The 26,340-nt window shown below is 69.4% G+C and carries 28 protein-coding genes; 17 read left to right on the top strand and 11 right to left on the bottom strand.

What is annotated here, in order from left to right; all coding sequences use genetic code 11:
- The first annotated feature begins 38 nt into the window (after window positions 1-38).
- The 4 genes from ACZ7SW_RS34120 to ACZ7SW_RS34105 all read left to right on the top strand — a co-directional run bounded on the left by ACZ7SW_RS34120 (window position 39) and on the right by ACZ7SW_RS34105 (window position 5,835).
- Complete coding sequence (locus ACZ7SW_RS34120) at window positions 39-1,850, top strand: glycosyltransferase family 39 protein (protein ID WP_470234488.1); 1,812 nt, start codon at window positions 39-41, stop codon at window positions 1,848-1,850.
- 103 nt (window positions 1,851-1,953) lie between these two features.
- Entirely contained in the window at window positions 1,954-3,219 is a 1,266-nt protein-coding gene (locus tag ACZ7SW_RS34115) for a bifunctional glycosyltransferase family 2/GtrA family protein (protein WP_470234487.1), read from the top strand.
- 8 nt (window positions 3,220-3,227) lie between these two features.
- Window positions 3,228-5,045, top strand: coding sequence for an ArnT family glycosyltransferase (locus tag ACZ7SW_RS34110; RefSeq protein WP_470234627.1), 1,818 nt, complete (start codon window positions 3,228-3,230; stop codon window positions 5,043-5,045).
- Between the two features lie 88 nt (window positions 5,046-5,133).
- Window positions 5,134-5,835 carry a PP2C family protein-serine/threonine phosphatase gene (locus ACZ7SW_RS34105; protein WP_470234486.1) on the top strand — a complete coding sequence of 234 codons (702 nt, stop codon included), beginning with the start codon at window positions 5,134-5,136 and terminating at the stop codon, window positions 5,833-5,835.
- Window positions 5,836-5,841: 6 nt separating this feature from the next.
- Here ACZ7SW_RS34105 and ACZ7SW_RS34100 read toward each other — a convergent pair whose 3' ends face one another.
- The 4 genes from ACZ7SW_RS34100 to ACZ7SW_RS34085 all read right to left on the bottom strand — a co-directional run bounded on the left by ACZ7SW_RS34100 (window position 5,842) and on the right by ACZ7SW_RS34085 (window position 8,678).
- Window positions 5,842-6,327 (bottom strand): DUF2127 domain-containing protein, encoded by a 486-nt coding sequence (locus ACZ7SW_RS34100; RefSeq protein WP_470234485.1) that lies wholly within the window; start codon window positions 6,325-6,327, stop codon window positions 5,842-5,844.
- Between the two features lie 435 nt (window positions 6,328-6,762).
- Window positions 6,763-7,236, bottom strand: a complete 474-nt coding sequence (locus ACZ7SW_RS34095; protein WP_470234484.1) for a hypothetical protein — start codon at window positions 7,234-7,236, stop codon at window positions 6,763-6,765.
- Window positions 7,237-7,279: 43 nt separating this feature from the next.
- Window positions 7,280-7,510 (bottom strand): HC3 family zinc finger protein, encoded by a 231-nt coding sequence (locus ACZ7SW_RS34090; protein WP_470234483.1) that lies wholly within the window; start codon window positions 7,508-7,510, stop codon window positions 7,280-7,282.
- Between the two features lie 541 nt (window positions 7,511-8,051).
- Window positions 8,052-8,678, bottom strand: a complete 627-nt coding sequence (locus ACZ7SW_RS34085) for a maleylpyruvate isomerase family mycothiol-dependent enzyme (RefSeq protein ID WP_470234482.1) — start codon at window positions 8,676-8,678, stop codon at window positions 8,052-8,054.
- Window positions 8,679-9,164: 486 nt separating this feature from the next.
- Between ACZ7SW_RS34085 and ACZ7SW_RS34080 the strand changes: the two genes are divergently transcribed.
- The 5 genes from ACZ7SW_RS34080 (at window position 9,165) to ACZ7SW_RS34060 (ending at window position 13,244) form a co-directional block, all read left to right on the top strand.
- Complete coding sequence (locus ACZ7SW_RS34080; RefSeq protein ID WP_470234481.1) at window positions 9,165-9,503, top strand: hypothetical protein; 339 nt, start codon at window positions 9,165-9,167, stop codon at window positions 9,501-9,503.
- Window positions 9,504-10,443: 940 nt separating this feature from the next.
- Window positions 10,444-10,722, top strand: coding sequence for a DUF397 domain-containing protein (locus ACZ7SW_RS34075; RefSeq protein ID WP_470234480.1), 279 nt, complete (start codon window positions 10,444-10,446; stop codon window positions 10,720-10,722).
- Window positions 10,723-10,875: 153 nt separating this feature from the next.
- Window positions 10,876-11,754, top strand: coding sequence for a helix-turn-helix domain-containing protein (locus ACZ7SW_RS34070; RefSeq protein WP_470234479.1), 879 nt, complete (start codon window positions 10,876-10,878; stop codon window positions 11,752-11,754).
- 31 nt (window positions 11,755-11,785) lie between these two features.
- Window positions 11,786-12,655, top strand: coding sequence for an SAM-dependent methyltransferase (locus tag ACZ7SW_RS34065; protein ID WP_470234478.1), 870 nt, complete (start codon window positions 11,786-11,788; stop codon window positions 12,653-12,655).
- 40 nt (window positions 12,656-12,695) lie between these two features.
- A complete protein-coding gene (locus ACZ7SW_RS34060; protein WP_470234477.1) occupies window positions 12,696-13,244 on the top strand; it encodes a phosphoribosyltransferase family protein in 549 nt (182 codons plus the stop codon).
- Here ACZ7SW_RS34060 and ACZ7SW_RS34055 read toward each other — a convergent pair whose 3' ends face one another.
- A complete protein-coding gene (locus ACZ7SW_RS34055; RefSeq protein WP_470234476.1) occupies window positions 13,245-14,087 on the bottom strand; it encodes an NAD(P)H-binding protein in 843 nt (280 codons plus the stop codon). It abuts the gene before it with no gap.
- Window positions 14,088-14,176: 89 nt separating this feature from the next.
- Here ACZ7SW_RS34055 and ACZ7SW_RS34050 point away from each other — a divergent pair, with 89 nt between their 5' ends.
- Window positions 14,177-14,554, top strand: coding sequence for a winged helix-turn-helix transcriptional regulator (locus ACZ7SW_RS34050; protein ID WP_470234475.1), 378 nt, complete (start codon window positions 14,177-14,179; stop codon window positions 14,552-14,554).
- On the opposite strand, the gene ACZ7SW_RS34045 is transcribed toward ACZ7SW_RS34050, so the two are convergent.
- Complete coding sequence (locus ACZ7SW_RS34045) at window positions 14,551-14,703, bottom strand: hypothetical protein (protein WP_470234474.1); 153 nt, start codon at window positions 14,701-14,703, stop codon at window positions 14,551-14,553. The genes ACZ7SW_RS34050 and ACZ7SW_RS34045 overlap by 4 nt on opposite strands.
- 236 nt (window positions 14,704-14,939) lie before the next feature.
- On the bottom strand, window positions 14,940-15,779 hold the full coding sequence (locus tag ACZ7SW_RS34040) for an MmyB family transcriptional regulator (protein WP_470234473.1): 840 nt from the start codon (window positions 15,777-15,779) through the stop codon (window positions 14,940-14,942).
- Window positions 15,780-15,880: 101 nt separating this feature from the next.
- On the opposite strand from ACZ7SW_RS34040, the gene ACZ7SW_RS34035 reads away from it, so the two are divergent.
- Window positions 15,881-16,645, top strand: coding sequence for an SDR family oxidoreductase (locus ACZ7SW_RS34035; protein ID WP_470234472.1), 765 nt, complete (start codon window positions 15,881-15,883; stop codon window positions 16,643-16,645).
- A gap of 10 nt (window positions 16,646-16,655) precedes the next feature.
- Here the strand turns inward: ACZ7SW_RS34035 and ACZ7SW_RS34030 are convergent, their stop codons facing one another.
- Window positions 16,656-18,110, bottom strand: coding sequence for an amidohydrolase (locus tag ACZ7SW_RS34030; RefSeq protein ID WP_470234471.1), 1,455 nt, complete (start codon window positions 18,108-18,110; stop codon window positions 16,656-16,658).
- Window positions 18,111-18,432: 322 nt separating this feature from the next.
- Between ACZ7SW_RS34030 and ACZ7SW_RS34025 the strand changes: the two genes are divergently transcribed.
- From ACZ7SW_RS34025 to ACZ7SW_RS34015, 3 genes are all read left to right on the top strand, one after another.
- Entirely contained in the window at window positions 18,433-18,768 is a 336-nt protein-coding gene (locus ACZ7SW_RS34025; RefSeq protein ID WP_470234470.1) for an ArsR/SmtB family transcription factor, read from the top strand.
- A 130-nt stretch (window positions 18,769-18,898) separates the two neighbouring features.
- Window positions 18,899-19,234 carry an SRPBCC domain-containing protein gene (locus tag ACZ7SW_RS34020; RefSeq protein ID WP_470234469.1) on the top strand — a complete coding sequence of 112 codons (336 nt, stop codon included), beginning with the start codon at window positions 18,899-18,901 and terminating at the stop codon, window positions 19,232-19,234.
- Window positions 19,234-19,854, top strand: coding sequence for a dihydrofolate reductase family protein (locus tag ACZ7SW_RS34015; RefSeq protein ID WP_470234468.1), 621 nt, complete (start codon window positions 19,234-19,236; stop codon window positions 19,852-19,854). The genes ACZ7SW_RS34020 and ACZ7SW_RS34015 overlap by 1 nt, the downstream gene beginning before the upstream one ends.
- Here ACZ7SW_RS34015 and ACZ7SW_RS34010 read toward each other — a convergent pair.
- On the bottom strand, window positions 19,849-21,078 hold the full coding sequence (locus tag ACZ7SW_RS34010; RefSeq protein ID WP_470234467.1) for an alkaline phosphatase: 1,230 nt from the start codon (window positions 21,076-21,078) through the stop codon (window positions 19,849-19,851). The two genes, ACZ7SW_RS34015 and ACZ7SW_RS34010, sit on opposite strands and share 6 nt — an antisense overlap.
- 135 nt (window positions 21,079-21,213) lie before the next feature.
- Between ACZ7SW_RS34010 and ACZ7SW_RS34005 the strand changes: the two genes are divergently transcribed.
- Window positions 21,214-21,936, top strand: coding sequence for a dienelactone hydrolase family protein (locus ACZ7SW_RS34005; RefSeq protein ID WP_470234466.1), 723 nt, complete (start codon window positions 21,214-21,216; stop codon window positions 21,934-21,936).
- On the opposite strand, the gene ACZ7SW_RS34000 is transcribed toward ACZ7SW_RS34005, so the two are convergent.
- A complete protein-coding gene (locus tag ACZ7SW_RS34000) occupies window positions 21,933-23,066 on the bottom strand; it encodes an ROK family transcriptional regulator (RefSeq protein ID WP_470234465.1) in 1,134 nt (377 codons plus the stop codon). The two genes, ACZ7SW_RS34005 and ACZ7SW_RS34000, sit on opposite strands and share 4 nt — an antisense overlap.
- Before the next feature lie 79 nt (window positions 23,067-23,145).
- Between ACZ7SW_RS34000 and xylA the strand changes: the two genes are divergently transcribed.
- Both xylA and aspS read left to right on the top strand, forming a co-directional pair.
- Window positions 23,146-24,294: a xylose isomerase gene (xylA, locus tag ACZ7SW_RS33995; protein ID WP_470234464.1), complete on the top strand. Its 1,149-nt coding sequence runs from the start codon at window positions 23,146-23,148 to the stop codon at window positions 24,292-24,294.
- A gap of 391 nt (window positions 24,295-24,685) precedes the next feature.
- Window positions 24,686-25,930, top strand: a complete 1,245-nt coding sequence (aspS, locus tag ACZ7SW_RS33990; protein WP_470234463.1) for an aspartate--tRNA(Asn) ligase — start codon at window positions 24,686-24,688, stop codon at window positions 25,928-25,930.
- Between the two features lie 46 nt (window positions 25,931-25,976).
- Here aspS and ACZ7SW_RS33985 read toward each other — a convergent pair.
- Window positions 25,977-26,340, bottom strand: a 364-nt coding sequence (locus ACZ7SW_RS33985) for a transposase (protein ID WP_470234462.1), incomplete at its 5' end; no start/stop codon positions are given.

The following is a 26,340-nucleotide window of genomic DNA, read 5'->3' as shown; positions in this document are numbered from 1 at the left end:
CACATCCCGGCCCCAGGTCGCGCCGCGAGGCTGTCCGCATGACCGCAGTCGCGACCCATTCAGCCGTTCCCGCCGCGTCACTGCAGCGCGCCGAGCCGAGGTGGGTGCGGCCGGGCCTCGTGCTGTTGCTCGTCGCGACCGCCGCGCTGTACCTATGGGATCTGAGCGCATCCGGCTGGGCCAACGCGTTCTACTCCGCCGCCGCGCAAGCCGGATCGCAGAGCTGGAAGGCGCTGTTCTTCGGGTCCACTGACGCGGCCAACGGCATCACCGTGGACAAGACGCCCGCTGCGCTCTGGCTGATGAGCCTGTCCGCGCGGCTGTTCGGGGTGAACGCGTGGAGCATCCTGGTGCCGCAAGCATTGCTGGGCGTCGGATCCACGTGGCTGCTGTACGCGACTGTCCGGCGGACTTCAGGCGCGGCAGCGGGATTGCTCGCTGGTGCGGTGCTCACTCTCACCCCGGCCGCGGCATTGATCTTCCGCTTCAACAACCCGGACGCGTTGCTGGTGCTGTTGCTGATCGCCGCCGCGTATTGCACGGTGCGGGCGATCGAGAAGGCCAGCCCTCGATGGCTCGTTTTCGCTGGCGTGGCAATCGGATTCGGCTTTCTCGCCAAGATGCTGCAAGCGTTTCTCGTGCTTCCCGCTTTCGCGCTTGCCTACCTCGTCGCCGCGCCTGTCGCACTGAGCAAACGGCTTCTGCATTTGCTCGCCGGGCTCGCCGCGGTGGTGGTTTCCGCAGGCTGGTACCTCGCCGTCGTGGCGTTGTGGCCTGCCGCCGACCGGCCGTACATCGGCGGGTCGCAGAACAACAGCCTGCTCGAACTCACCTTGGGGTACAACGGTTTCGGCCGGATCACCGGCGACGAGACCGGCAGCGTCGGCGGAAGCCCCGGCGGTGGCTGGGGCAGCACCGGGTTGTTCCGGTTGTTCGGCGGCGAAATGGCGGGCGGCATCGCGTGGCTGCTGCCCGCGGCGGTGCTCGGACTCGGCGCTGGCCTGTGGTTCACCCGTTACGCGCCGCGCACCGACCGAAGCCGCGCCTCGCTGTTGCTCTGGGGTGGCTGGCTGATCGTGACCGCCGCGGTGTTCAGCTTCATGGGCGGGATCATCCATCCCTACTACACCGTCGCGCTCGCCCCGGCGATCGCCGCGCTCGTCGGCACTGCCGCCGTCCAGTTGTGGCGGATCCGCGGCAATCCGGCCGCCGTCGGGCTTTTGAGCGGCGGTGTCGCGCTGACAACGGTAACGGCATATCTGTTGCTGGACGGTTCTTGGCAGCCGTGGCTTGCCCCGACTGTGCTCATCCTCGGGCTTTTGGCGGCTATCACGTTGTTTTTCGTCCAGCACTTCGGCCGGATCGCCGCTGTGCTGGGGCTGATCGTGCTGCTCGCCGGAACCGGCGCGTACAGCCTCGCCACCGCGTCGGTTCCGCACACCGGCGCGATTCCTTCCGCCGGACCGAATACGCGGCGGATGTTCGGCGGCGGCGGGTTGCTCGGCACCACCCTGCCCGGCGCGAACCTCACGGCGTTGCTGCAGAAATCCGGCGATCACCGATGGGCCGCGGCGACCGTCGGGGCCAACAACGCCGCCGGATACCAGCTGGCCAGCGGCGAACCGGTGCTCGCGGTGGGCGGATTCAACGGCACCGACCCGTATCCGACGCTGGCGCAATTCGAGCAGTACGTCCACGAAGGACAGATCCGCTATTTCCTCGGCGACGGCATGACGATGCGCGGCTCCAGCAGCGGCAGCGACGAGGCCGCCCGGATCGTCCAGTGGGTGGCCGAGAATTACCAAATGACCACAGTGGACGGTGTCACCGTCTATGACCTGACTGCCTGATTCCGTGCCGTGCGGCCAAGAGCACCCGAGCGGGCGAAAGTCGCACAGCGCAGGCACAGGAACACCACAAGGTGGCCAAAGCCCGGCAGACGACGGTGAACCCATGAACGCCACCGCCCCCTCCCGCAGCGGCGCCCCGCGGCCCGGGACGACTCCGGTCGGCCTCGGCGGCCCGCATCCCGTCCTCGACGTCGTCATCCCGGTCCACAACGAGGAAACCGACCTCGAACCTTGCATCCGCAGACTGCGGGCGCATCTCGCCGAACGCGCCGGCTATCCGTACCGGATCACCGTCGCGGACAACGCGAGCACCGACAAAACCCTTGCGGTCGCCGAAGAACTGGCCCGCGAGTTCCCCGAGGTCGAGGTGCGCCACCTGGACGAGAAGGGCCGCGGCCGCGCGCTGCGGGCGGTCTGGTCGTCCTCGGACGCCGCCGTGCTGGCCTACATGGACGTGGACCTGTCCACCGACTTGGCCGCGTTGGACCCGCTCGTCGCGCCGCTGTTGTCCGGACATTCGGACGTCGCGATCGGCAGCCGCCTCGCCCGCGGCGCCCGGGTGGTGCGCGGGCCGAAGCGCGAGTTCATCTCCCGCTGCTACAACCTGATCCTCCGCGGCACACTGGCGGCGCGATTCTCCGACGCGCAATGCGGGTTCAAGGCGATCCGCGCCGACGTCGCCCGCGCACTGCTCCCCCACGTGCGCGACACCGGCTGGTTCTTCGACACCGAACTGCTCGTGCTCGCCCAGCGCGCCGGGCTGCGGATCCACGAGGTGCCGGTCGATTGGGTCGACGACCCGGACTCCTCGGTCGACCTGATCGCGACCGCCACCGCCGACCTCAAAGGCATCGCCAGGGTCACCCGCGCGACCTTCACCGGCGAGATCCCCGTACACCGGCTGCGCGAACAGCTCGGCCGCGAACCGATCGGTGTGGAGGCCCCCGGAGTGTCCCCGAGCCTGGTCAAACAACTCGTGCGCTTCGCGGCGGTCGGCGTCGCCAGCACCCTCGCGTATCTGCTGCTTTTCCTGCTGCTGCGGACAATGGTCGGCGCGCAGGCGGCGAACTTCACCGCGCTGCTCGTCACCGCCATCGCGAACACCGCGGTGAACCGGCGAGTGACGTTCGGCGTCCGCGGGCGGGCCGGTGCCGGACGGCATCAGTTCGAAGGGCTGCTCGTGTTCAGTCTCGGACTGGCGCTGACCAGCGGTTCGCTCGCCTTGCTCAACCACACCACCCATCCCGGGCTCGCGCTGGAGACGACCGTGCTCGTGCTGGCGAACCTCGCCGCCACGGTGCTCCGTTTCCTGCTGCTGCGGGGCTGGGTCTTCAATCCGCGCCGTACCGCTACCGAGGAGTCGTCTTGAGCACTGTCATGTCCGCCCGGCCCGCTGCCCCGGACGTGCCGGATCGCGCGGCGCCTCGCTGGGTCCGTCCGTCGGTGTTCGGCCTCTTGGCGCTCACCGCTGTCCTGTACTGCTGGAACCTGACCGCTTCCGGGTTCGGCAACTCGTTCTACGCCGCGGCCGTGCAATCGGGCACGCAGAGCGTGAAGGCGTGGCTGTTCGGTTCGCTGGACGCCGGGAACGTGATCACTGTCGACAAACCGCCTGCCGCGTTGTGGGTAGGGACGGCTTTCGCGCGGCTGTTCGGGTTCTCCAGCTTCACCGTGCTCGCCCCACAGGCGCTCATGGGCGTTGGCTCGGTCGGGTTGCTGTACTTGACGGTGCGCCGGGTTTCCGGGCCGCTGCCCGGATTGCTGGCTGGTGCGATGCTGGCGCTCACGCCGGTCGCCGCGCTGATGTTCCGCTTCAACAACCCGGACGCGTTGCTCACGCTGCTGCTGATCGCCGGTGCCTACTGCACGGTGCGAGCGATCGAGAAGGCCAGCCCTCGATGGCTCGTTTTCGCTGGCGTGGCAGTCGGATTCGGTTTCTTGACGAAGATGATGCAGGCTTTCCTGGTGCTGCCCGCGTTCGCGCTGGCGTACCTGATCGCCGCGCCGACCGGTTTGGGAAAACGGTTGCTGCACCTGGTTTACGCCGGGGTCGCGGTGGTGGTGTCGGCTGGCTGGTTCGTGGCGTTGGTGGAGATGTGGCCGCCGGGGTCGCGGCCCTACATCGGCGGATCGACCGGGGACAGCCTGCTGGAGCTGGCACTCGGATACAACGGGCTCGGGCGGATTTTCGGCGGGCAGGGCAACGGCGGCGGCATGGGCGGCGGTCCTGGCGGCGGCGGGAACAGCGCTTTCGGCGGCAGTTCGGGTCTCGGACGGATGTTCGGCGCGAGCTTCGGCACCGAGGTTTCCTGGCTGCTGCCCGCCGCGCTGATCGGCTTGGCGGCCGGGTTGTGGTTCACCCGGCGGGCCGCGCGCACCGACCGGACCCGGGCGTCGCTGGTGGTCTGGGGCGGGTGGCTGCTGGTGACCGGGCTGGTGTTCAGCTTCATGAGCGGCACCGTGCACCCGTACTACGCGGTGCAGCTCGCACCCGCGATCGCCGCGCTGGTCGCGATTTCCGGGCACGCACTGTGGCGCGGCCGGGCGCACGTCGCACCTCGGATGGTGCTGGGCGGGATGATCGCGGCGACCGCGGTGTGGGACTTCATTTTGCTCGACCGCACACCGGACTGGCTCCCTTGGCTGCGCTGGGCGATCGTGGTGCTGGGGTTGCTCGTGAGCACCATAGTGGTGGTCGGGGTGCCGCGGGCGCGGACCGCGCTGATCGGGCTGGCGGCGGCGATCGTCCTGACACTCGGGGTCGGCACCGCCGGATACGCCGTGGAGACGGTTTCCTTGCCGCACAGCGGTTCTATCCCGACTTCGGGTCCGCGGACTGGGGTTATGGGCGGCTTCGGGGGCGGCATGGAGGAAGCCAGCGGCTCCGTCGGTCAGTTGTTAGGCGGGACGACGACGAAGTGGGCCGCCGCGACCACCGGATCGCAGTCGGCGGCGAGCCTGGAGCTGGCGAGCGGCAAGTCGGTGATCGGCATCGGCGGGTGGGACGGCAGCGATCCGGCCCCGACGCTGGAGCAGTTCAAGCAGTACGTCGCGGCGGGAGAAGTGGCGTACTACGTGGACGGCGGGCGCGGCGGCGGTCCCGGCGGCGGGTCGAACGACATCCCCGAGTGGGTGGCCGCGAACTTCACCGCGACCACGGTCGGTGGCGAAACTGTCTACCAGCTCACCTGGTGAGACGGCGGATCCTCAGCCTCCTCCCAGGAACGAGGCGCATTCTGGAAAGCACGGAGAGTCATCCGCCGCGAACGCCCGGGAGGTCACGATGGCCGGATATCCACGCTGGCACACCGCGAGCGAGCAGGGGCCGCGCGAGCGCAATGCCGACGCGGTGAGCGCCTTCGCGGCCGCCGGGGCGCGCGGAATCACCTTCGCGCTCGCCGACGGCGTCGGGGACGACCCCGGCGCCGGACGGGCCGCGCAGGTCGCCGCCGCGGCCGCCGCGCGCACCCCCGTCGAAGCCGGCCCGGTGAAGGCGATTTTGGCCGCACAGCAAGCAGTTCACCGGCTGGGCGGCACCGGAGACGCTGTCCTGGTGGTGGCGATGCCCTTCGCCGGCGGATACCGGATCGCGTGGGTCGGCGACGCGCGGGCGTACGCCTGGGATGGGTCGATGATCCATAAGCTCACGCGGGACCACACGATGGCGGAGTACTTCCGCTCGCGGCACCAGCCGTACTCGCCGCGGATGGAGCACCTGGTGACCACGAGCGTCCGCACGACGAAACCGGAGGAGATCGGCACGACGGAAACGTCGAGCGGCGGCCTCCTGCTCACCAGCGACGGCGTCCACAAGGTCCTGACACCAGCCACGATCGACGAAATCCTGGCCGACCCGGCCCGCGGCGCGTCCGCTTTGGTCGCGACCGCTATCGCCCTGGGCGGCCGCGACAACGCGACGGCCCTGTTCGTGGAACCCGCGGACGTGACGACGCTGGTGACGGAAAGGTTTCCCGCTGCCGCCTGAGCGAGGTCAGGCGTGATCGCGTTTGAGGTTCCGGTACTCGCGATAGACGAGCACGATGATCACCGCGTCGAGCGCGGCGAAGAACGGCAGCGCGATCGAGTGCGTTTCGAAGGCACGGTAGATCTCGTACACGACGAACGCCGCGAGCACGACCATCGCGACCGGATAGGCACGCACCCACTTGCGCGCGAGCGCCCACACGAGGCCGAGCTTGAGCAACCCGTGAGCCAGCAGGTACGCGACGGCGAACGTCTTGGTCCCCCCGCCAGCGAAGTGCTCGGCGGCGGTCTCCAGATGCCGCGCGAGCGTGCCGGAGGGATCGCCGAGCAGGTCGCGGGTGATGACCGCGTTCACGAACCCGGTGACGACCGTCGCGGGGATGAACGCCAGGATCAGCGCCCCGATCAGCTGAAGGGCTCCGTCGAGGCCCTTCAGCGTGATCGCGATCCGGAACAGCCGCTCGGTGGAACGGGTGGAGGTCTCCTCGCTCATCGGTACAGGAAACCGGAAAAGCCCGGGGAATGCTGGGTTGATGGCCGGGTTTCGGTCGGGTGATCCGGTTTGCGTGCCCTGGCTCCCAGGGTTTCGGTGCCGTGCTCCGGTTCAGGTGCCCATGGCTGGGAACTCGGCCCAGCGATCGGGTTCGCCGCGCCCGGCCGCTCGGATCTCGGGCCAGGGATCTGGTCTCCGCACCCTGCCACCCGGATCTCGGGCCAGGGATCTGGTCTCCGCACCCTGCCACCCGGATCCAGCCGCGCAAGCTCAGACCCGCGCCAAGCAGCCTTCCCGACAACTCGCGAACCCGAGTTCACGCACCGGACAAGCCGCTTCTCGGCAACAACTCGCCCCGCCCCCCAGCCAAGCCCGTTCCGGCCCGCGGCTCAAGCTCCACCGCTCGATCCGTTCCCACCGCCTGGCTTCTCCCCTTCACTCGCGGCGCATCGCGGCACCACCCTTGCTCAGGCATTCCGCGCACCGCTCGTACCGTTTCGTGTGATTGTGCGGATCCCGCCCGAACACCGGAAAACACGCCGCCCCGCACAGCCCTAGGTACACCGGCCCGCAGCGCAGCGGATGGCGTCCGACTTGGTGCGCCAGCCGCGTCGCGTTCTCCGGTGCGCCCGCCTGAGGCAGCCAGCCGTGCGCGGGCAGGCTCGCCAGGACGGCCTCGTTCAGGTGATCGGCCCGCCGGATCAACGCCCGGCCGAGGTCGAGGAGCCGCTCGCCGAGGTCCCGCACCGCGTCCGGTCGCGGGGATCGTTCGTCGAGCGCTCGGGTCAGGAACGCGAGGTCGAGTGCCAGGGTGGCTTGCAGGTCTCGAATCCAGGTGACCAGTTCGGGGCCGGTGAGCCCGACCGCCGAACCGCGCTGCTCCGGCAGCCTGCTCCAGCGTCCCGTCATGCGCCGTTCCCGGTGAGTGCCGGGCGTCGGCCCTCCGCACCGCTCACGCCAGGCACCGTTCGCCGTCCGAGCGAACCTGTCCCTCCCGACGGAGCCATTCCCCCGCGCATTCGGCACACGTCGGATCGAACCAGTGGCCGCCGAGTTGCGGCACGTCCCTGCGGGCGACCGCGACTTCGGCCCCGCACAGCGCGGTGAACGTTTCCCCGGGTCGCGGTGCGAACGGCCCGTCCAGTGCGTGCCGTTTTCCTTCCGCCTGCTGCCATCTGAACACCGGACTCCTCCCCTTGTGGTGCTTGGAGTCCTATTTGGCGTGTCGCCGCCGCGTAACGCAAGCCCCGGCCCGGGTGATCATCGGGACCGGGATTTTCCCGCCGCCCCAAGCACTTTCCCCGCGCGCCGGGTTCCGAGCGCGGGTTACCGGCCGGTTAGGTGTCACCAGCTGGTGACACCCCGGAGCGCGGACGCCGCCGCGGTTGTTACGGCGCCCGTGCTGCCTCAGCGATGCGAGGCGCGGCAGCAGTCACGGGTGCCGCGAGGGGGAAGAGCGGCGGGCGTCCGCGGGGCATCACCTCGCTTTCCGGAGTGCGGTCGCCGCTATGACTGCTGTCGCCAAGCGCATACGCAACCCCCGCGCGAGGGTTGTCACACGACAGTGGTCCGAATGATCAGCGCGCGGGTGCATCGGCGCAGCTGACAGCACTTCGGATCATGCGGCAGGGCGAGGTACCCAGCGCTCAGAAGCAGGCCGGAACCACCGCAGCCCAGCTGGCAACGCGCCGCAGAACAAAGACTCCGCAACCGCCCAGACCAGATCAAGCCACGATCGTGCGGCTGATCAGCACGTCGAGTCCCGGTCCGGTCAAATCGTCCGCCGCCGCGCGACGACCGGCCAGCGCGAGCAGCAGCGCCTCCGCCGGGCCGCGGACCTCGATGCCCTTCCCGGACGTCCAGTCCAGGTCGGTCGCGACCGCGCGCAAACCTCGCAACCGGCGCGACACCCCGACCGGCGGCGCGCGCAGCGACAGCTCCAGCGCCCGGCGCAACCGCGCCGCCGGGACCGTCCGCGGCAGCCCGAGCGGGCGGCGGATGTCCTGTTGATGGATCAGGCCGTCGAGAAACCCGACCATCCCGCCGAACTTGCCCAGGATCCGGCCCGGCTCCGGGTTCTGCCGCATGATGCCGATCAGCTTCTCCGGCGCGCGCACGCGGTACTCGGCGAGGCCGATCTCGTTGGACCGTTTCAGCGACAGCCCCGCACGGACGAACCGCTGCGCCAGCTGGCGTCCGCCGAGTTCGTCATAGCTCACGACGTGAGCGACGACCGAGCGCACGTTCCAGCCGGCGCACAGCGTCGGCTCGTCCCATTGCTCCGGGGTGAGCGTCTCGAGGAAGTCCGCGAAGTCGGTGCGCTCCTCGCGAGCGAACGTCCGTACGTCCATGTCCTCCCCCATCTGCGACGAGTACTCACCGTAGCAGCGGTCCCGTCGCGTTCGCCGGGTTGATCAAGACGGCGAACCCCAAAGGGGGCCTCTGCGCACATTCACCCGATTGGGTTGTATATGCGCGCATTGATAACACCTGGAATAGTCCGGCAGATCGTGAATACCCGTTCCGGAAACACCGGGACGGACGGGTTCGGCGAAGATTTTTCCGCCCCGGGTTAGCGCGACCGGCAGCGGGCATGCAAAGATGGCGTTGCCGCAGGCAGGAGGGGTTAAGAGGGTGGAATATTCCATTCCCCGGACGCCCGCCGCGGCCGCCGGAACCAGTTCCCCTCGGGGGCGGGCTGGGAACTGTGTTCCGGCACTTTTCCGGCGGACAAGAAAGGATGCGCAATGACCGTTCCTGGCGCGGAAAATGCAGGCCAGGCATACCGTCGGACAGAAAAATCGGACAACGGCGACGACAGACCGTATGCCGTCGCCGTGAGTCAACGCCCCGGCCGGGTGACCGTGACGTTTCACGAACCGGGCATGCCGCAACCAGCGCCGGCAGTCCCGTCGCCGCGGCCGAGCACGCGCCCGGCGTATCCGTCGTGGAAGACCGCGCGGACGTCGGTCGACCTGGCCGCGCGGCAGCCGGACGACGGGACGCAGCCGTGGCAGCTGATCGCGCTGCTGCTGATCTTGCTCTTCGGCGCGACCGCGCTCGTCTTCGCGACCGCCGGAGTACTGGCCGGGCTCGCCACCGCGGGCGGAGTCGCCCTCGTCCACGTCACCGGCGCCGCGCTCCGGAAGCGGCACACCGCGCACCGGGACGCCTGACCACCCTCGAAGCGGACGCCGGCGGCGGCTCACGGCCGCCCGCGTTCTGCGCTCCCGGTGCCCGGCCGGGCAGGGCCGGGCACCGGGAGACGAGGGTTGCTGTGGCGGGACTGGTTCCGGAGCCGGGGCGGGTGCCGCTCGACGCCCGGCCTGCGACGGCGGTCAGCCAGCGACGAGGCGACGGCGGTCGGCGGTGAGGGCCAGGCCTGGGATCGCCGCAGAACAGGCATGACGCGACTCGACTGGGCCCGGCTCGGCGCACCCGCTCGGCCCCGGCATGCCCGGCTCAGCACGCCCACTCGACGCCGATCTGCCGGATCCACCGGCTCTGCCCACTGGCGAGCGCAAGACTCAGCCCATCTCGCCCACGCGACTCGGCCCGTCGCCCCAGTCCCGGCTCGGCACTCAGATCCGCACCGGACTGCCGAAGCTCGCCACTCCGAGCCGTCAACCCGCGACTCCCCGCCCGGACGCAGGCCTCCGCACTACCAAGCCGCGACGCAGCCACCCCCGCACCCCCGCAGCCACCCGGCACCCGGCACCCGGCACCCGGCACCCGGCACCCGGCACCCGGCACCCGGCACCCGGCACCCGGAGGCAGCATCGCAAGCGGCACAACCGAATCAGCACCCCTCAACCCAGCTAATCAACCGCTCAACAGGTGTTATCAACTGCAGACACCCCCCACCCAGCCATCACCCCAAAAAACCACGAAAAAAGCACCCCGAACCCAAAATATCAACGAAATTCGCACCACAATTCCCCATTGCACGTGCGAAAGCACCGCCCAATGCACGAGAAGTGTCCATTCAGGTGAAATCCCCGAAGCACAGCGCCATTGATCCACGAGCCCACTACCCTCAGGAATATTCCGAACACATTCCGTGCATCGCGGAATATTCCATTACCCGAACCGAAAACAGGAAAACGAGGGGTTGCAGTGGACACCTTCGACCCGCACGAGCACCAGCACGCGCACCCGGCCCAGGCGCACCGCACTCCGGCGGCCGGTCCGGGGGCGACGTTCCCCGACCACGCCTGGCGGAAACCCGCCGCCTGCGGGCCGAATTCCGGCAATTGCGTCGAGGTCAACCTGGGCGCCGACGGGCTCGTCGGGGTGCGCGACAGCAAGATCGACACCTCCCCCGTCCTGGTCTTCGACCGGGGCGAGTGGGCCGGCTTCGTCGATGCCGTGCGGCGCGGGGAATTCGACGGCTGACCAGGCACGACAACGAAAGCATCCCGCCGAAACCGCCGTCCGGCCCAGTGAACCTTGCGAAAAAGGCGCCGACCCGGCGAGCACCACACCGGGTCGGCGCATTATCATCGGAGGTTCTCACATCGGCCCCTGGACGAAATGACGGAGCCCCTGGTGACCTCCCCGATCCGGCAACCGCCGCCCTCCCTGCGGACCCAGCGTTCCCGGCTGGGGTCCCGGATCCTCAAGTGGCGCACCGAACGCGGGCTGACCCAGGTCGAGCTCGCCGACGGGATCGGCTGCAAACAGCCCAAGATCCAGAAAATCGAATGCGGCAAGGCGGGCACCCGGCCCGACGACCTCGAGCGGATCGTCGAGGTGCTGGGCATCCCGCCCGCCGAGGCCGACCAGCTGCGGGAACTCAACCAGGCCAACGATCCTTCCGCCCGCCGCGCCGAGCGGAGGATGATCACGCCGCAGTGGTTCCGCGAGGTCCTCGAACGGGAACAAGCGGCGGCGGAAATACTCAGCTGGACCGGAAACCGCATCCCGGGACTGCTCCAATCGGAGTATTACATGCTCGCGCAGTTCCAGGCCAGCCGTCAGGAGCGGGTCACCGACCGGGTCGCCGAACGCAAGGCGCGGCAACGGCTTTTCGACGCCTGCCCCGGTCCGCGGGCGGTCTTCATGATGGAGTACAGCTGCATCGAGAAACTCGTCTACGGCACCAAGGCCAGCATCGCCACCGATCAGCTCGAGCACATGATCCGGATCGTCGAAACGCATCCCTTCGCCGAGGTCCGGATCCTCCCGCGCGACGCGGCCGCCTACCCCGACGAGGACTTCACCATCCTCCGCTTCGCCCAGCCCGACCTTCCCGATTTCGCTTACCAGGAAAGCAAGGTCAAGCTGATCACCGTGGCGCAGGGCCAGGACGAGTTCGCCTCCTACGAGGAGTCGTGGGAAGCCCAGCTCGCCGCCACCCTCTCGCGCGATCTGTCCCTGCAGTACCTCAAGGAATGGGCGAGCAGCTGCGCGACGCCCTCCTTCTGACCGAAGTCCCGACCGAAAGGAACAGCCACCGGTGGCCGACGAACCCTTCCCGCCTCCCGGGGTCGACCTCGACCACCCGAGCGTCGCGCGGGTGTACGACTACTACCTCGGCGGCACCACGAACTGGACGATCGACCGGGACTTCGCCGACGAGGTGATCCGCGAGTTCCCCCTGATCCGCCCGATCGCGAAGGCCAACCGGCTGTTCCTGCACCGGCTCGTGCGGCATCTGGTGAAACAGGGCGTCCGCCAGTTCGTCGACATCGGCTCCGGCGTGCCGACGATGGGCCACGCGCACCAGGTCGCCGACGAACTCGCGCCGGGCGAGAGCCGCGTCTGCTACGTCGACTACGAACCGGTCGCCGTCGCGCATTCGGAAACCCTGCTGCGCGAATCGGGCGACCTCGACCGGCACGCGGTGATCCACGCCGACATGCGCGATCCGGAACGGCTGTGGGAGCAGATCGCCGCCACCGGCGTGATCGACGTCGAGAAACCGCTCGCGCTGCTGCTGATCGCGGTGCTGCACGTCCAGCAGCCGCCCGCCGACGACAGCGGCGGCACCGACGATCTCGGCCCCGCCATCGTCGAGCAGTACCGCGATCTCCTCGCCCCCGGCTCGTTTCTCGCGATCTCGCACATCACCGACCAGGGCGTCCCCTCCGACGTGGACGCCGGGCTGGTCGAGCTGAAGCAGCTCTACGACCGGTCGAGCAGCCCGGTGATCTGGCGTTCGCGCGAGGAGATCCAGGCGCTGTTCGGGCCGTTCGAGATGCTGGAACCGGGGCTCACCTGGACGCCGTCGTGGCATCCGGAGGAGTCCGGCGAGGGCGCTCCGCAGGTGGAGTTCCTGACGCCGGCGCATTCGGTGATCCTGGCCGGGGCGGCGCGGAAACCGTAATTCGCTCGCTCCGCGCAGGCGCCCCTGCGACCATCGACACATGCGCACGAGCACTGTGGCGGACCGGATCCGCGAGGCCACCGTCGTGCTCGGGGACCGGACGGACCACGGCCGCTACCCCGACCCGACGGGCTGGTGGCGTGCGCCCGAACTGCTGCGGGAACTGGGACCGGCGCTCGCCGGGTTGTTCGCCGGCGAGCGGCCGAACGTCGTGCTGGGCCCCGAATCCCGCGGGTCGCTGCTCGGGCCGCTGGTCGCGGTGGAGCTCGGCGCGGGCTTTGTCGAGGTGCGCAAAAACCGGTACCCGGCCTGCGATTCGGACCGGTGGCTCCAGCGCACCTCGCCGCCGGACTACCAGGACCGCCACCTCCGGCTCGGCTTCAGCCGCCGCCTGCTCCAGGCGGGCGACCGCGCGCTGCTGGTCGACGACTGGATCGACACCGGCGGCCAGGCCTTCGCCGCGCAAGCCCTGGTCGCCGACGCCGGGGCGACGTGGATCGGGGTCGCGGTGATTGTCGACGGGCTCCGCCGCCACGAACCCCGCCGGCAGCTCGGCGTGCGATCCCTCCTCCACTCCCGCGACTTCTGATCACCGGAACGCATCGACGCTGCGGCTGACCCACGAAGCGAACGACGTAGCCGGGCGGCCAAGCACCTTCTCGACGTCGGGGCTGACTCGAAGCTCCTCCGGCGTGGGTTCGCCGAGGATGGCGAGCGTGCCGTCGGCGACCGGCTCCGGCATCTGCTGCAGCATCGGCTCCCGTGCCTGCTCACGGCTGAGTTCGACGAACTCCAGCGGCTCGCCGAGCGCAGCGCCGAGAATTCCCGCGCGCTGCCGCGGGCTCGTCGCCTCCGGTCCGGTGAGGACATAAGTCCGGCCCGCGTGACCGCGATCAGTCAGCGCGGAAGCGGCGACTTCAGCGATGTCGAGCGGATCCACCGCGGGGAGCGCGACGTCGCCAAACGGCGAGAAAACCTTGCGCTGCGCCCGAATCGACGGGATCCACGCGAAGGTGTTGGTCGTGAACCCGCCGGGACGAAGGACCGTCCACTCCAGACCGGACGACCGGACCGTCTCCTCCAACGCGGCCAGCGGCGCGTGCGAAACCGCGCCGGGCCGAGTACCGGCAGCCTGTGACGACTGCAGGACAACCCGCTCGACTCCAGCGTCGACGGCGGCCTTCAGAACGGCTTCCCCGTCGACGTGCGCTCCCGCGCCGGAGACCAGCAGAAACAGTGCTTCAGCGCCCTTCAGCGCCGGGGCCAGGCTGTCCGCGTCAGCCAGATCCGCGACCATCGGGGTGACGCCGGGCAGCGAAGGCTGCGGCGAGGTCACCCCTCGGGAAACGGCGGTCACGGCGTGGCCGGATTCGGTCAGAGACTCGACAAGCAGGCGGCCGACGTTGCCCGTGGCACCAGTGACGACGATCAAGACTTGCTCCTCAGCTAGGGGTCGGAAGCGACACAGCGAGGCTAAAAGCCGTCGTACAGTAGGTTCCCCATGGAAAGTATTGGAGCCGCATGACCGCCGTCTCGGACACCGGGGCCGATCCGCTCGCCGCGTGCCGGATCAGCCCTGCCGTCGACCTGCTGTTCAGCCGGTGGACGACCCCGATCCTGTGGACGCTCAGCCAGTCCGGCCCGGTGCGCTTCGTGGAACTGGAACGGCGGCTCGGCGCGACCGGGAAGGTCCTCACGCAACGGCTCCGGCAACTCGAGCGCGACGGCTTGGTGCGGCGGCACTACTACGCCGAGGTGCCGCCGCGCGCGGAGTACGAGATCACCGAACTCGGCCGGAGCCTGTCGCCGGTTTTCGCCGCGCTTGCCGAGTGGACTGACGAACACCTGCCAGCGGTTGAGCAGGCTCGCGACGCCTATACCGGCCCGCTTCCGCGCTAGAGTGTTTCTCCGTCTGCAGCCGATCTTGGACTGCTCTTCTGGAAATCAGGGGCGGGGAAGCCGGAGAAGCCGAGAGTCAGCACGCCGACAACCGTGACCTGCTCGAGCGGCTGGGTGGCGATGAAGAGATTCGCGACGCGTTCGACCATAAATTCATCGCAGCGAGAGACCAGCCGTTTGAGATCCCTCAGCGAATCTCCTTAATCAGCTCTGGAGAATTCCGAGAATACTTGGACAATTACCACGCCGCCCCAATGCTGGCGATGGCGCCGGTTCCAGTTTCTTCTTCTGACCTGGAAGCTTCCGCAGAGCATCGCACCCCAGCAGGAAATGCATTCCAGCACCTCCGGAGCCACCTCCGGCGCCAAGCACTCACCAGACCCAGCTAACCCGCGAACTGCTCGTTCCCCAGCACCCCCAGCAGCTGGATCTTCTCGAACGCCTCGCTGCGCGGCGGGGCGGTCAGCACCAGCAACGCCTGCGACTGGTCCTCGGTGAACAGCACCTGGCAGTCCACCTCGATCTCCCCCAGCTGCGGATGCACGAGCACCTTGTGGTCCTCGAACCGTTTGGCCACCTGGTGTTCTTCCCACAACCGCGCGAACTCCGGGCTTTCCCGGGTCAACGCGCGCACCAGCTCGCCCGCGCGCGAGCGCGGGCCCACCGACCCGTGCACCACCCGCAGGTTCGCGACCAGAGCCCGGCTCTGCCTGTCCCGGTCGTGTGCGGGGTAGACCAGCCGTTCGCCCGGGTCGGTGAACCAGCGGTAGATCTCGCTGCGCGCCAGTCCGGTGTACTGCGACCGGTCGCCGTACAGCGCCTCGGCGAGCCGGTTTTGCACCAGTACCTCGCCGAGGTTCGACAGGATGAGCGCGGGAGTGTCCGACAGCCGGTCGAGCACCCGCATCAGCGCCGGCGCGACGTGCGTCGCCGCCACGATCGGCGACGGCGCGGTGCGGCCCGCGAGGTGGAACAGGTAGTCCCGCTCGTCGTCGGTCAGCCGCAGGGCCCTGGCCAGCGCGGCCAGCATCTGCTCGCTCGGCTGCGGTCCGCGCTGCTGCTCCAGCCGCGTGTAATAGTCGGTGGACATCGCCGCCAGCGCCGCGACCTCCTCGCGTCGCAACCCGGCCGCCCGCCGTCGCGCGCCCGCGGGCAGTCCGACGTCCGCAGGCCGCAGCCCCTCGCGGCGGCCGCGCAGGAAGACAGCCAGCTCAGCTCGATCCATGTGTCCAGTATCGACTCGGCCGGGCGTGCCAGCCAGGGATCGCCGATCCCCCGATACACGGTCTCTGCCGCCGCCGCTTCGGGCCGCCGAAACTCAGTGGCATGAACATCACCGGAAACACCGTCTTCATCCCCGGCTCGACCAGCGGCATCGGCCTCGCTCTCGCCCGTGAACTGCAAGCGAAGGGCAATACCGTCATCGTCGGCGGTCGGCGCACCGAACTGCTCGCGCAGATCGCCGCCGACCACCCCGGTCTCGACACCGTCCAGATCGACACCACCGATCCGGCGAGCATCGAAGCCGCGGCGAAGGAGGTGCTTGCGAAGCATCCGGATCTCAACGTGCTCGTGCCGATGGCGGGCATCATCCGCGTCGAGGACTGGCATCGGCCGGAGTCCTTTGCCGACAGCGCGGAAGCGACCGTGACCACCAACGTCCTCGGCCCGATCCGGCTCATCGCCGCGCTTGTCGAGCATCTGCAGACCCGTCCGGACGCCACCATCCTCACCGTTTCGTCTGGCCTCGCCTTCGCGCCGCTGAAGGCCACCCCGAGCTACAACGCGTCCAAGGCCGCGATCCACATGCTCAGCGAATCGCTGCGGCTGCAACTGGCCGACACCTCGGTGAAGGTGGTCGAACTGGTGCCGCCGTCCGTGCGCACCGCACTTCTGCCCGGTCAGGAGGAAAGCGAGTTCGCGATGCCGCTGGACGCCTTCGTCGCCGAGGTCATGACGCTGCTCGAAACCCAGCCGGACGCCACCGAGATCCAGGTCGAGAACGTCAAATTCCTCCGCCACGGCGAGGCCCGCGGCGACTACCACCAGGTGGTGGCGATGCTCAACGCCGCGGACCCGCACGGAAAGTAGTCCGCGGCCGCTACGCCAGATGCGTCGGCCTCCCCGCCACGATCGTCGCGGACACCGGCATTTCCCGCAGTTCCTTTGTGGACAGTCCACTCGGGTCGGCCGCCGTCAGCACCAGATCGGCCACGTCGCCGACCCGGACGCCACGCCGGCCGCCCGACGACGCCGCCAACGCGTCCGCCAGCGGAATGGCCTGCTCCGGATGCCACGGTTCCCGCTCGTCGTCGGTCCGCCCGACCGCGGCGGCGATCCCGTCCCACGGATCGAGCGGCGCGACCGGAGCGTCCGAGCCGAGTTCCAGCCGGGCCCCCGACTCCAGCAAACCGCGATAGGCGTACGCGCGCTCGGTGCGGCCGGGCCAATGCCGGTCGGCGACGTCGCGGTCGTCGGGCTGGTGCGCGGGCTGCACACTCGCGACCAGACCGAGCGCGGCGAACCTCGGCACGTCCTCGGGCCGAAGCAGCTGCGCGTGCTCGATCCGGCCCGGGCAGCCGACCTCCGCGAACGCGTCCAGCGCGATGGTGTTGGCGTGGTCGCCGATCGCGTGCACCGCCGGGGTCAGCCCGTGTTCGTGCGCGCGGCGCAGCAACGGCACCAGCTCCTCCGGTGGCAGCTCCAGCAGCCCCTTCTCGCCGGAGCCCGGGTATGCCTCGTGACAGTAAGCGGTGCGGGTGTTCAGCGACCCGTCGACGAAGAGCTTGAACGGGCCGACCGTGAGCAACCCGTCGCCCGCTTCCAAGACGTCGCCGGTTCGATGTCCTCTTTGGATAGTCTCGTCCAGCAGATACCGTGCGATGACACAGGAAACCCGGGCCGCCGGTTTCGCGGTGGCTGCCCGGCGAGTCCAATCCGCGACTGTGTCCGCGTATTCGTAGTCGACTACCGACGTCACGCCCCGCTTGGCCGCAGCGGCCAACGCGTCGGCGACCCAGCCGTCCTGGACCTCGACGGGTGCCGACGGCAGCGCGGCCGTGGCGCTCATGCAGTCGTTCTCCAGCAGGACGCCGGTCGGATGCTCCCGCCCGATCAGCTTCAACGCCGCCGGACTGAGCCAGAGGGTATGCAAATCCGCGCTGAACAACGCCACCGCGCGGCCGGGAAGCGCCCGCTGCAGCAGATCCTTGTGCGGGCGGTCCGGCCAAAGCGCGTCCCGGAACCCGACTCCGACGACGAGTTCCCGCGCCGGAGCGTCGAGCAGCTTCTCCATCAGCAACTCGACCGCTCCCACGGCGGACCGCGCGCTGTCCAGCGGGATGCGCCTGCGGAAACCGGCCCACTGCACGAGATGAGCGTGCGCGTCGATTAGCCCGGGCAGGAGCGTGCCGCCGTGCCCGTCGAGCACGCGCGCAGCGAACCCGGTCCCCGCGCCCGGTTCCTCGACGGCAGACACGACACCGTCGCGCACGCGGACGTCGGCGAGCGGCCCCTGCAACCCGACCCGGACCCGGCGGAGGAGAAGATCGTCCATGCGCCCAGCCTGCCAGCCCGCGCCCGTTCGGGTGAAGCGGGAATTCCGGTGCGGGGGCGGACGTTGAAGCGGGTATACGCAAAGCAAGGCAGCCGTCGCCCGCCGAAGGGTCAGGGCCGGTCAGGAGCGCCGCCTTCACAAGCCGCGCAGGGTTCGACTCCCTCGGTTGCCACTTCTTCTCGCTGGACCGCGCCCGCTGGTCCGCCCCTCTCCGCACAGATCGAGCGATGCGCGGGACGCGGCCGGCTTGCCCGACCACGGCGTCGACCCTCCAACACTTAGCCCTTGCGCTAACTATCCTCCTCCCGTAATACTTAGCCTCATGGCTCAGTATTCGACCACCCTCGACGGGGTCTTCGCCTCCCTCGCCGATCCGACCCGGCGGGCCGTCGTGCGGCGGCTCGGCCAGGGACCGGCGAGCGTGGGCGACCTCGCGGGCGAGGCGCCGATGACGTTGCCCTCCTTCATGAAGCACGTGCGGATGCTCGAATCGCACGGGTTGATCCGCACCGTGAAGTCCGGGCGGGTGCGGACGTGCGAGCTCAATCGCGAACGGTTCGCGCTCGTCGAGGACTGGCTCGCCGAGCAGCGGCGCGTCTGGGCCGGGCGCACCGACCGGCTCGAGCGGTTCGTCGCCGGCCAGGAGGACCAGCCGTGAACCCCGACCTCGATCTTTCCCTCGACCGCGTCATCCGCGCGCCCCGCGAGCGCGTCTGGGACGCCTGGACCGACCGGCGAGCCTCGCACGGTGGTGGATTCCCGCGCCGCTGCGGTGTCGCGTCGACGAATTGGACGTGCGCGCTGGGGGTGCGTTCGTCACGAGGATGAGCGAGGACGGCGAGACCTTCGTCCCGCATCTGGACGCGTGTTTCCTCGTCGTCGAAGACTATGAGCGGATCGTATTCACGAACGCGCTCGACAGCGGCTGGCGGCCGGCGAACCCGCAGCCGGTGGCGATGACGGCCGAGGTTCTCCTCCGAGATCATCCGGACGGCACGGATTACCGCGTCCTGGTTCGGCACGGGGATCCGGCAGCGCGGGAACGGCACGCCGATCTCGGATTCGCTGACGGGTGGGGCACCGTCACCGCCCAGCTCGCGCGAATAGCGGAAAGCGGTTCCTGATGCGGATCACGAGCACCGCGTTCGTCACTCTCGACGGTGTCAGCCAAGGGCCCGGATCGTCCACAGAGGACACCAGCGATGGGTTCGGTCGCGGCGGCTGGTTCGTTCCGCATCTCGACCAAACCTTCGTCCAACGAGCCTCCGAGTGGCTGGACCGCGCCGACGGTCTGCTGTTCGGTCGCCGGACCTACACCTCGTTCGCCCGGGACTGGCCCGCCGTCGACGATCCGTTCGCCGAGCGGATGAACTCGCTGCCGAAGTACGTCGTGTCGAACACGATCGAAACCGGCGGCTGGGCGCCGACCACCGTGCTGCGCGGCGATCCCGTGGCCGCAGTCCGAGAGCTCAAGGCGCAGCCGGGCCGGGAGCTGCAGATTCACGGCAGCGCCCGGCTCGGCAACACCCTGCTGTCCGCGGGAGTCGTGGACAAGGTCCGGTTGGTTGTCGCACCGACAGTGCTTGGCGCGGGACGGCTGCAGTTTCCGCATCCCGCGGCGGCGACCGGGTTACGGCTCGCCCACCACGAAGCCACACCGAGCGGGTTAATGCTGCTGGAGTACGACGTCACCGGAGAAGCCGCGGTCGGCGACTACGACGGAGTCACGAATCTGGCTTCATGAAAGGTGTGCGGCGGAAACCATCGCACGGTAGACGTCGGTGTTGTCCAAGGTTCCGTCGAGCCGGTCCGAGCCGGGGCCGGTCGCGGTGACCGGAGTCGGCACGCCGCTGTGGTCGCCGGTCGTCCAGTCGACGGTCAGCGAAAGTTTGGTGCCGGGAACGGGGAACGGACCGTCCTCGTTGCCTTCGGGAGCACCGTCAGTGTCCTCAATGGCCAGTCCGCCGGTCTCGTGGTCGCCGCCGATGATCACCAGGGTGTCCGGGTGCGAGCGGGTGAAGCGAAGCACCTCGGAGACGGCCGCGTCGAGCGCTCGGCCCGCGTCGAGGACGCCGTGGGCGTTGTTTTCGTGGGACATTCCGTCGATGCCTTCTTCTTCCAGGAACAGGAAGAAACCGCGCGGGTTGGCGGAAAGCGTGTCGAGCGCCTTCTTCGCCATCACGGGCAGCGCGACTTTCGGTTGGTACGCACCCTTTCCGTCCGTACCGTAGTCGACCATGTCCTCGTTCGCGAACAGCCCGAGCAGCCGCGGCGCGCGGGTCGCGGCGAGTTCGCCGGCATTGCGCACGTAGGTGTAGCCGGACCGCTTCGCCCGCTCGACGAGATTCCCGTGCGTGCTGCGGCTTTCCTCGCCCGGCTTGTCCGGCCACGCGCCGGGATCGCCCTTCGGCAGCCACCAGTCCTCGCCGCCGCCGAGAAGGACTTCCGGGCGGCTCTCGGTGATGTACTGCTTGGCGATGTCGCTCTGCAGGTCGCGAGAAGGAACGTGCGACGCGAACGCGGCCGGCGAAGCACCGGTGACCTGCGCGGTCGTGACCAGGCCAGTCGACTTCCCAGCGCGTTTCGCCTGCTCAAGAACGGTCAGCAGCCGACGGCCCTGCGCATCCTGGCCGACCGCGCCGTTGCGGGTCTTGTGCCCGGTAGCCAGCGCGGTCGCGGCGGCGGCCGAGTCGGTGACGAGTTCTTCCGGGTCGCCGGGGTCGGTGTGCACCATGCCGGTGACCGGGAGCCGGTTCATCACCAGGTCGCCCGCCCGGCCGGTGGTCGCGAGCCGGACGAACTCCCGCTGCGCCGCGCCCATGCCGTCGCCCTGGATGTAAACGATGTTGCGCGCCTTCGGATGCCAGCCGCTGGAGTCCGCCGCGGGACTGTCTCCCGCCGTCGCGACCGCGGGCACCGCTCCGGCCACCGCGAGCACGGCCGCGGTGAGCACCATCGTCTTGCGCATCCGGATCCTCCTTTAGTTAGGAAGCTTTCCTAACATGTTTCCGGGAGTCCCTGCGAGGGGGTCACCTGAATGGACGTGTCCGCCGACGGTGAACAGCACTCCGCCGGGACCCGGCGCTCACTACGGTGGGTTCTCATGGAGACCGTCACGACGCGCACCGTCGAGTACCCGGCCGACGGCCTCACCATGGTCGGGCGCCTCGCGCTCCCCGCGGGCTCCGGCCCTCGGCCCGCGGTCCTGATCGGCCCGGAGGGCACCGGTCTCAACGACTTTCAACGCGCACGGGCCGACGCCTTGGCCGAACTGGGCTACGTCGCGCTGGCCTTCGACATCCACGGCGGTCGCTGGTTCACCGATCCCGACGAGATGCTGGCCCGCTGCCTGCCGCTGCTCGACAACCCCGACCGCATGCGCGAGATCGGCCACGCGGCGCTCGACGTGCTGCTCGCCGAACCGCGGACCGACCCGAGCCGGATCGCCGGGATCGGCTACGGCACCGGCGGCGCGATCGTGCTGGAACTCGGCCGCGCGGGCGTCGATCTGCGCGCGATCGGCACGATCAACGGGCTGGTCACCGGACGGCCGGGCGAGGCGGCGAACATCCGCTGCCCGGTGTGGGCGGGCGTCGGCTCGGAGGACCCGATCATGCCGCCCGCGCAACGGGACGCGTTCGCCGCCGAGATGCAGGCCGCGGGCGTCGATTGGCGGCTGACGGTCTACGGCGGCGCCCTGCACGCCTTCCACCACCCGCCGGTCGGCCAGAAGCAGAGGATTCTCCCCGGCGTCGGCTATCACGCGGTACACGCCGAGCGGGCCTGGCGCGACGTCGTGACCCTGCTCGCCGAAAACCTGGGCTAACGGGCGAGGAACGGCCCTGGATCAGCTAAAACCTGATGGATCGTCCGGCCCGCCGCGCCCAGTGTCGCGGCGGAATCGCCGAGGGCGGAGGGGCTCAGCACCGGCACCGATCCACGCAAGCCGGTCAAGCGCGCCCGCAGCACCGCTTCCGCGGCGGGGGCCAGCCAGGAAAACAGCGGCCCGAACACCCCGCCGAGCACCACTCGGTTCACATCGACGAGATTGACCGCCGACGCCAGCGCCAGTCCCAAAGCCTCCCCCGCCGCCGAAACCGCTGACAACGCCGTTGCGTCGCCCGCGCTCAACGCACCGCAGAGATCGTCCACTGTGGATACTCCCGCCGCGGTCAGCATCGCTTCCTGCCCGGCAAAGGTCTCCAGGCAGCCGACCGCGCCGCAGCGACAGGACGGGCCGGACGGGGAAACCAGTACGTGCCCCAGCTCTCCGCCGGTGCCGCGAAACAATCCGGAGTCCACCACCAGCCCCGCGCCGATGCCGATCTCGCCGGATACGTATAGGAAATCCGCCGTCCCGGCTCCGAACCACAGCTCGCCCAGCGCACCGAGATTGGCCTCGTTGTCCACCGAAACCGGGACCGGCAGGTCCAGCGAAACGGGCACATTCCGCCAGCCGAGGTTCGGCGCGCTCAGCACCACGCCGTCCCGCACCGGACCGGACACCGCGAGCACCGCGCCCGCGACCGTCAAGCCCAGCTCGCGCGCCTCCGCCAGTTCCGAGGAAGCCAGCTCCCGCACCGCCGCCAGGACGGTTTCCGCTGGCACCGCGCGGTTGTCGCGCTCGATCCGAACTGACCGACGGACCGCGCCAGTCAAGTCGAGGACGCACGCGGCGAGATAGTCCACATTGGCCTCAAGCCCCAGCGAAGCGATCCGCCCGCCGCTCAGCGACACCTCGACACCGGGCCGGCCGCGTTCCCCCGCCCGCACGGCGGCGGTCTCGGCCAGGAAACCAGCGTCCAGCAGCGACCCGACCAAAGTGGACACAGTCGACTTTGTCAGCCCGGTCAGCTCCGCCAGCGCGGCGCGGGTCAGCGGGCCGCCGCGGCTGATCTCGCCGAGCACCAGCTCGAGGTTCCGCGCGCGCATCGCGTCATGCCGAACCGGCTCCATCTCAACCTCCGCTCTTGACGGCCGGGGCGGCCGCGGCGCAGTATTTAGTCTACATCGTGAACTAAATGAAAGGACGGGCATGGCCGACTACGCCCCCGTGCCGGAGGACAAATTCTCATTCGGGTTGTGGACCGTCGGCTGGCCCGCGGCCGACCCGTTCGGCGTCGCCACCCGGCCGCCGCTCGACCCGGTCGAGAGCGTGCACCGGCTGGCCGAACTGGGCGCGTACGGGGTCACCTTCCACGACGACGACCTCCTCGCCACCGAGCCGGACCGCGACGTCGCGATCGGCGAGTTCAAGCAGGCGCTGGCCGAAACCGGCCTGCGCGTGCCGATGGCGACGACGAACCTGTTCAGCCACCCGGTCTTCAAGGACGGCGGCCTGACCAGCAACGACCGCGACATCCGGCGGTACGCGCTCACCAAGGTCCGGCGCAATCTCGACCTCGCCGCGGAACTCGGCGCGGAAACCTACGTCCTGTGGGGCGGTCGCGAGGGCTCGGAATCCGATGCGGCGAAAGACGTCCGCGCCGCACTCGCCCGGTACAAGGAAGGTCTCGACGTCCTCGCCGACTACGCCGTCTCGCAAGGCTACGACCTTCGCTTCGCGCTGGAGCCGAAGCCGAACGAGCCGCGCGGCGACATCCTCCTGCCGACGATCGGCCACGCGCTCGGCTTCATCTCGCAGCTGGACCGGCCCGAGCTGTTCGGGCTGAACCCGGAGGTCGGCCACGAGCAGATGGCCGGGCTGAACTTCGTGCACGGCATCGCGCAGGCGCTGTGGCAGGGCAAGCTGTTCCACCTCGACCTCAACGGCCAGCACGGCCCGAAGTACGACCAGGACCTGATCTTCGGCCACGGTGACCTCACCAGCGCTTTCTTCCTCGTCGACCTCCTGGAGCACGGCGGCTACGACGGCCCGCGGCACTTCGACTACAAGCCGCTGCGCACCGAGGATCCCGAGGACGTCTGGGTTTCCGCGGCGGCGAACATGCGCACCTACTTGATCCTGCGCGAGAAAGCCCGCGCGTTCCGGGCCGATCCGGAGGTCGCCGAAGCGCTCGCCGCGTCGCGGGTGCCGGAGCTGGCCACGCCGACGCTCGCCGCGGGCGAGACCCTGGACGATCTGGCTGCCGACGAGTTCGACGTCGAGGCGGCCGGGCGGCGCGGGTACCACTTCACCCGGCTCAACCAGCTCGCCCTGGAGCATCTGCTGGGCGTCCGGTAGCGGGCCGGTCGTTACTGATCCGACCACAGCCACGGCCTAACGGCTTCGTAGCAACAGTTACGTGCCGGGTGGGGGTCGGCCTGCTTTTGGCCGGATCGGTAAATCAGGCGACGCGGGCGGCGGCGGTGCTTTACCGTCGCGGGCAACACGTTGACGGAGACGAGTAGCGCGGGGCACGGCGAGGGACAGAGAGCTGCCGCCGGTGAGAAGGCAGCGTCGCGGCCCAGCGCGAAGACACTCCCGAGTGCGGGGAGGAAATGCCCCGCCGGCCCGGCCGCCGTCACCCGGCCAGAACGAGGCCGCCCATCCGGCGGCGAAGGTGCGGTGGCACCGCGAGTGTCCCTTCTCGCCCGCACCCCCAAGGGGTCGCCGAGTGCGCTCAGGAGAAGGAATGAGTACCCGCACCCCGGTGGCCTGCCTGCGTGACCGCGTGGGCTCCACCGCAACGATCGCCGGCTGGGTGCACCGCCGGCGAGTGCTGAAATCCGTGGCGTTCCTGGTCGTTCGCGACCGGTCCGGGACCGCGCAGGCGGTTTTCGCCGAACCGCCGGAGGTCGCCGAGGAGACCGTTGTGCGACTCACTGGCGAAGTGGTCGCCAATCCTCAAGCACCGCAAGGGGTTGAGCTGCGCGAGCCCGCGGTGGAGGTGTTGTCCGCACCGGAGAAGCGGCCGCCGTTTGATCTTTACCGGCCTGAGGTGGCCGCTGGTTTGCCTGTAGTGCTGAACAATGCCGCGGTCGCGTTGCGACATCCGTTGCTGCGCAGGCGGTTTGAAGTAGCTGCAGCCAGCGTCGCGGCGTTTCGGCGAGCGCTGGACGGTCAGGGGTTCACTGAGATCCACACGCCGAAGATCGTCGCTACCGCGACGGAATCCGGAGCGAATGTGTTTCAGCTGGACTACTTCGGACGTCCGGCCTATCTCGCGCAGTCGCCGCAGTTTTTCAAGCAGGCCATGGTCGGGGTGTTCGAGCGGGTGTATGAGGTGGGCCCGGTTTTTCGGGCCGAGCCGCACGACACCGCCCGGCATCTGGCGCAATACACGAGTCTCGACGCGGAACTGGGCTTCATCACCGACCACCGCGAAGTGATGGCAGTGCTGCGCGACGTCCTAGCGGAGATGGCCGCCGCGGCGGGCCCGGACGCGCCGGTGGTGCCGGAGGAGATTCCGTCGATCGATTTCGCCGCGGCACAAGAACTTCTGGCCCGGCACACCGGCGAGGACCCGCGCGGCGAACCAGACCTCGCGCCCGCGCACGAACGGTGGCTGTGCGAGTGGGCCGAACGGGAACACGGGTCGGAATTCTTGTTCGTGACCGGATACCCGATCGCGAAACGGCCGTTCTACACCCATCCGGACCCGGCGGACCCGGCCCGGTCGAACAGTTTCGACCTGCTGTTCCGCGGCCTGGAACTGGTGACCGGCGGCCAGCGGCTCCACCGGTACGCGGACTACCTGGCCGTGCTCGGCGAGGCAGCCGGGCAGTACGCGGACTACCTCGACGCGTTCGCGTACGGAATGCCTCCGCACGGCGGGTTCGCGATCGGGCTGGAGCGGTGGGTCGCGCGAGTGCTGGGCGTGGCCAACGTGCGCGGGGCGACGCTCTTCCCCCGGGACCTGCACCGCCTGCGGCCCTGATTGTCCGTGAGGGGAACCCTGAGGGGGTGTTGCGGAACCTGGGTGGTTAGTCGTCGTGGTCTTGGGCTAGGCGGCGTGCTGCTTCGGTTTCGATGGGGCCGCGGGGTTCGATGTGCTCGTCGGCGAGGCGGGCGGCCATCAACCGGATCATCGCGAACTGGATCATCGCTTCGGCGTGGGCGGTTTTTCGTTCGTAGTCGCGGGTCAAGCGCCTGCACCTCGTCAGCCAGCCGAAGGTTCGTTCCACCGCCCACCGTCTGGGCAGCACCTGAAAGCCTCGCATATCCGCGTTCCGGGGCACCGCCACGATCTCCACGTTTTCTTCCCGGCGGGCCCAGTCCACCAGCATCGCGTCCTTGGAGTTGACGTAGCCGCCGTCGACCCGCACCAGTTCCAGGCGCGGGAACCGT

This window comes from Amycolatopsis sp. NPDC114484, from assembly GCF_055633755.1.
This window is presented reverse-complemented; position numbering and strand designations above follow the sequence as displayed.

Bases quoted from the DNA above. Each gene is read 5' to 3' on its own strand.
- ACZ7SW_RS34120 (WP_470234488.1), top strand. From the start codon at position 39: ATGACCGCAGTCGCGACCCATTCAGCCGTTCCCGCCGCGTCACTGCAG.
- ACZ7SW_RS34115 (WP_470234487.1), top strand. From the start codon at position 1,954: ATGAACGCCACCGCCCCCTCCCGCAGCGGCGCCCCGCGGCCCGGGACG.
- ACZ7SW_RS34110 (WP_470234627.1), top strand. From the start codon at position 3,228: ATGTCCGCCCGGCCCGCTGCCCCGGACGTGCCGGATCGCGCGGCGCCT.
- ACZ7SW_RS34105 (WP_470234486.1), top strand. From the start codon at position 5,134: ATGGCCGGATATCCACGCTGGCACACCGCGAGCGAGCAGGGGCCGCGC.
- ACZ7SW_RS34100 (WP_470234485.1), bottom strand. From the start codon at position 6,327: ATGAGCGAGGAGACCTCCACCCGTTCCACCGAGCGGCTGTTCCGGATC.
- ACZ7SW_RS34095 (WP_470234484.1), bottom strand. From the start codon at position 7,236: ATGACGGGACGCTGGAGCAGGCTGCCGGAGCAGCGCGGTTCGGCGGTC.
- ACZ7SW_RS34085 (WP_470234482.1), bottom strand. From the start codon at position 8,678: ATGGACGTACGGACGTTCGCTCGCGAGGAGCGCACCGACTTCGCGGAC.
- ACZ7SW_RS34060 (WP_470234477.1), top strand. From the start codon at position 12,696: ATGCGCACGAGCACTGTGGCGGACCGGATCCGCGAGGCCACCGTCGTG.
- ACZ7SW_RS34050 (WP_470234475.1), top strand. From the start codon at position 14,177: ATGACCGCCGTCTCGGACACCGGGGCCGATCCGCTCGCCGCGTGCCGG.
- ACZ7SW_RS34045 (WP_470234474.1), bottom strand. From the start codon at position 14,703: ATGGTCGAACGCGTCGCGAATCTCTTCATCGCCACCCAGCCGCTCGAG.
- ACZ7SW_RS34040 (WP_470234473.1), bottom strand. From the start codon at position 15,779: ATGGATCGAGCTGAGCTGGCTGTCTTCCTGCGCGGCCGCCGCGAGGGG.
- ACZ7SW_RS34035 (WP_470234472.1), top strand. From the start codon at position 15,881: ATGAACATCACCGGAAACACCGTCTTCATCCCCGGCTCGACCAGCGGC.
- ACZ7SW_RS34030 (WP_470234471.1), bottom strand. From the start codon at position 18,110: ATGGACGATCTTCTCCTCCGCCGGGTCCGGGTCGGGTTGCAGGGGCCG.
- ACZ7SW_RS34025 (WP_470234470.1), top strand. From the start codon at position 18,433: ATGGCTCAGTATTCGACCACCCTCGACGGGGTCTTCGCCTCCCTCGCC.
- ACZ7SW_RS34015 (WP_470234468.1), top strand. From the start codon at position 19,234: ATGCGGATCACGAGCACCGCGTTCGTCACTCTCGACGGTGTCAGCCAA.
- ACZ7SW_RS34010 (WP_470234467.1), bottom strand. From the start codon at position 21,078: ATGCGCAAGACGATGGTGCTCACCGCGGCCGTGCTCGCGGTGGCCGGA.
- ACZ7SW_RS34005 (WP_470234466.1), top strand. From the start codon at position 21,214: ATGGAGACCGTCACGACGCGCACCGTCGAGTACCCGGCCGACGGCCTC.
- ACZ7SW_RS34000 (WP_470234465.1), bottom strand. From the start codon at position 23,066: ATGGAGCCGGTTCGGCATGACGCGATGCGCGCGCGGAACCTCGAGCTG.
- xylA (WP_470234464.1), top strand. From the start codon at position 23,146: ATGGCCGACTACGCCCCCGTGCCGGAGGACAAATTCTCATTCGGGTTG.
- aspS (WP_470234463.1), top strand. From the start codon at position 24,686: ATGAGTACCCGCACCCCGGTGGCCTGCCTGCGTGACCGCGTGGGCTCC.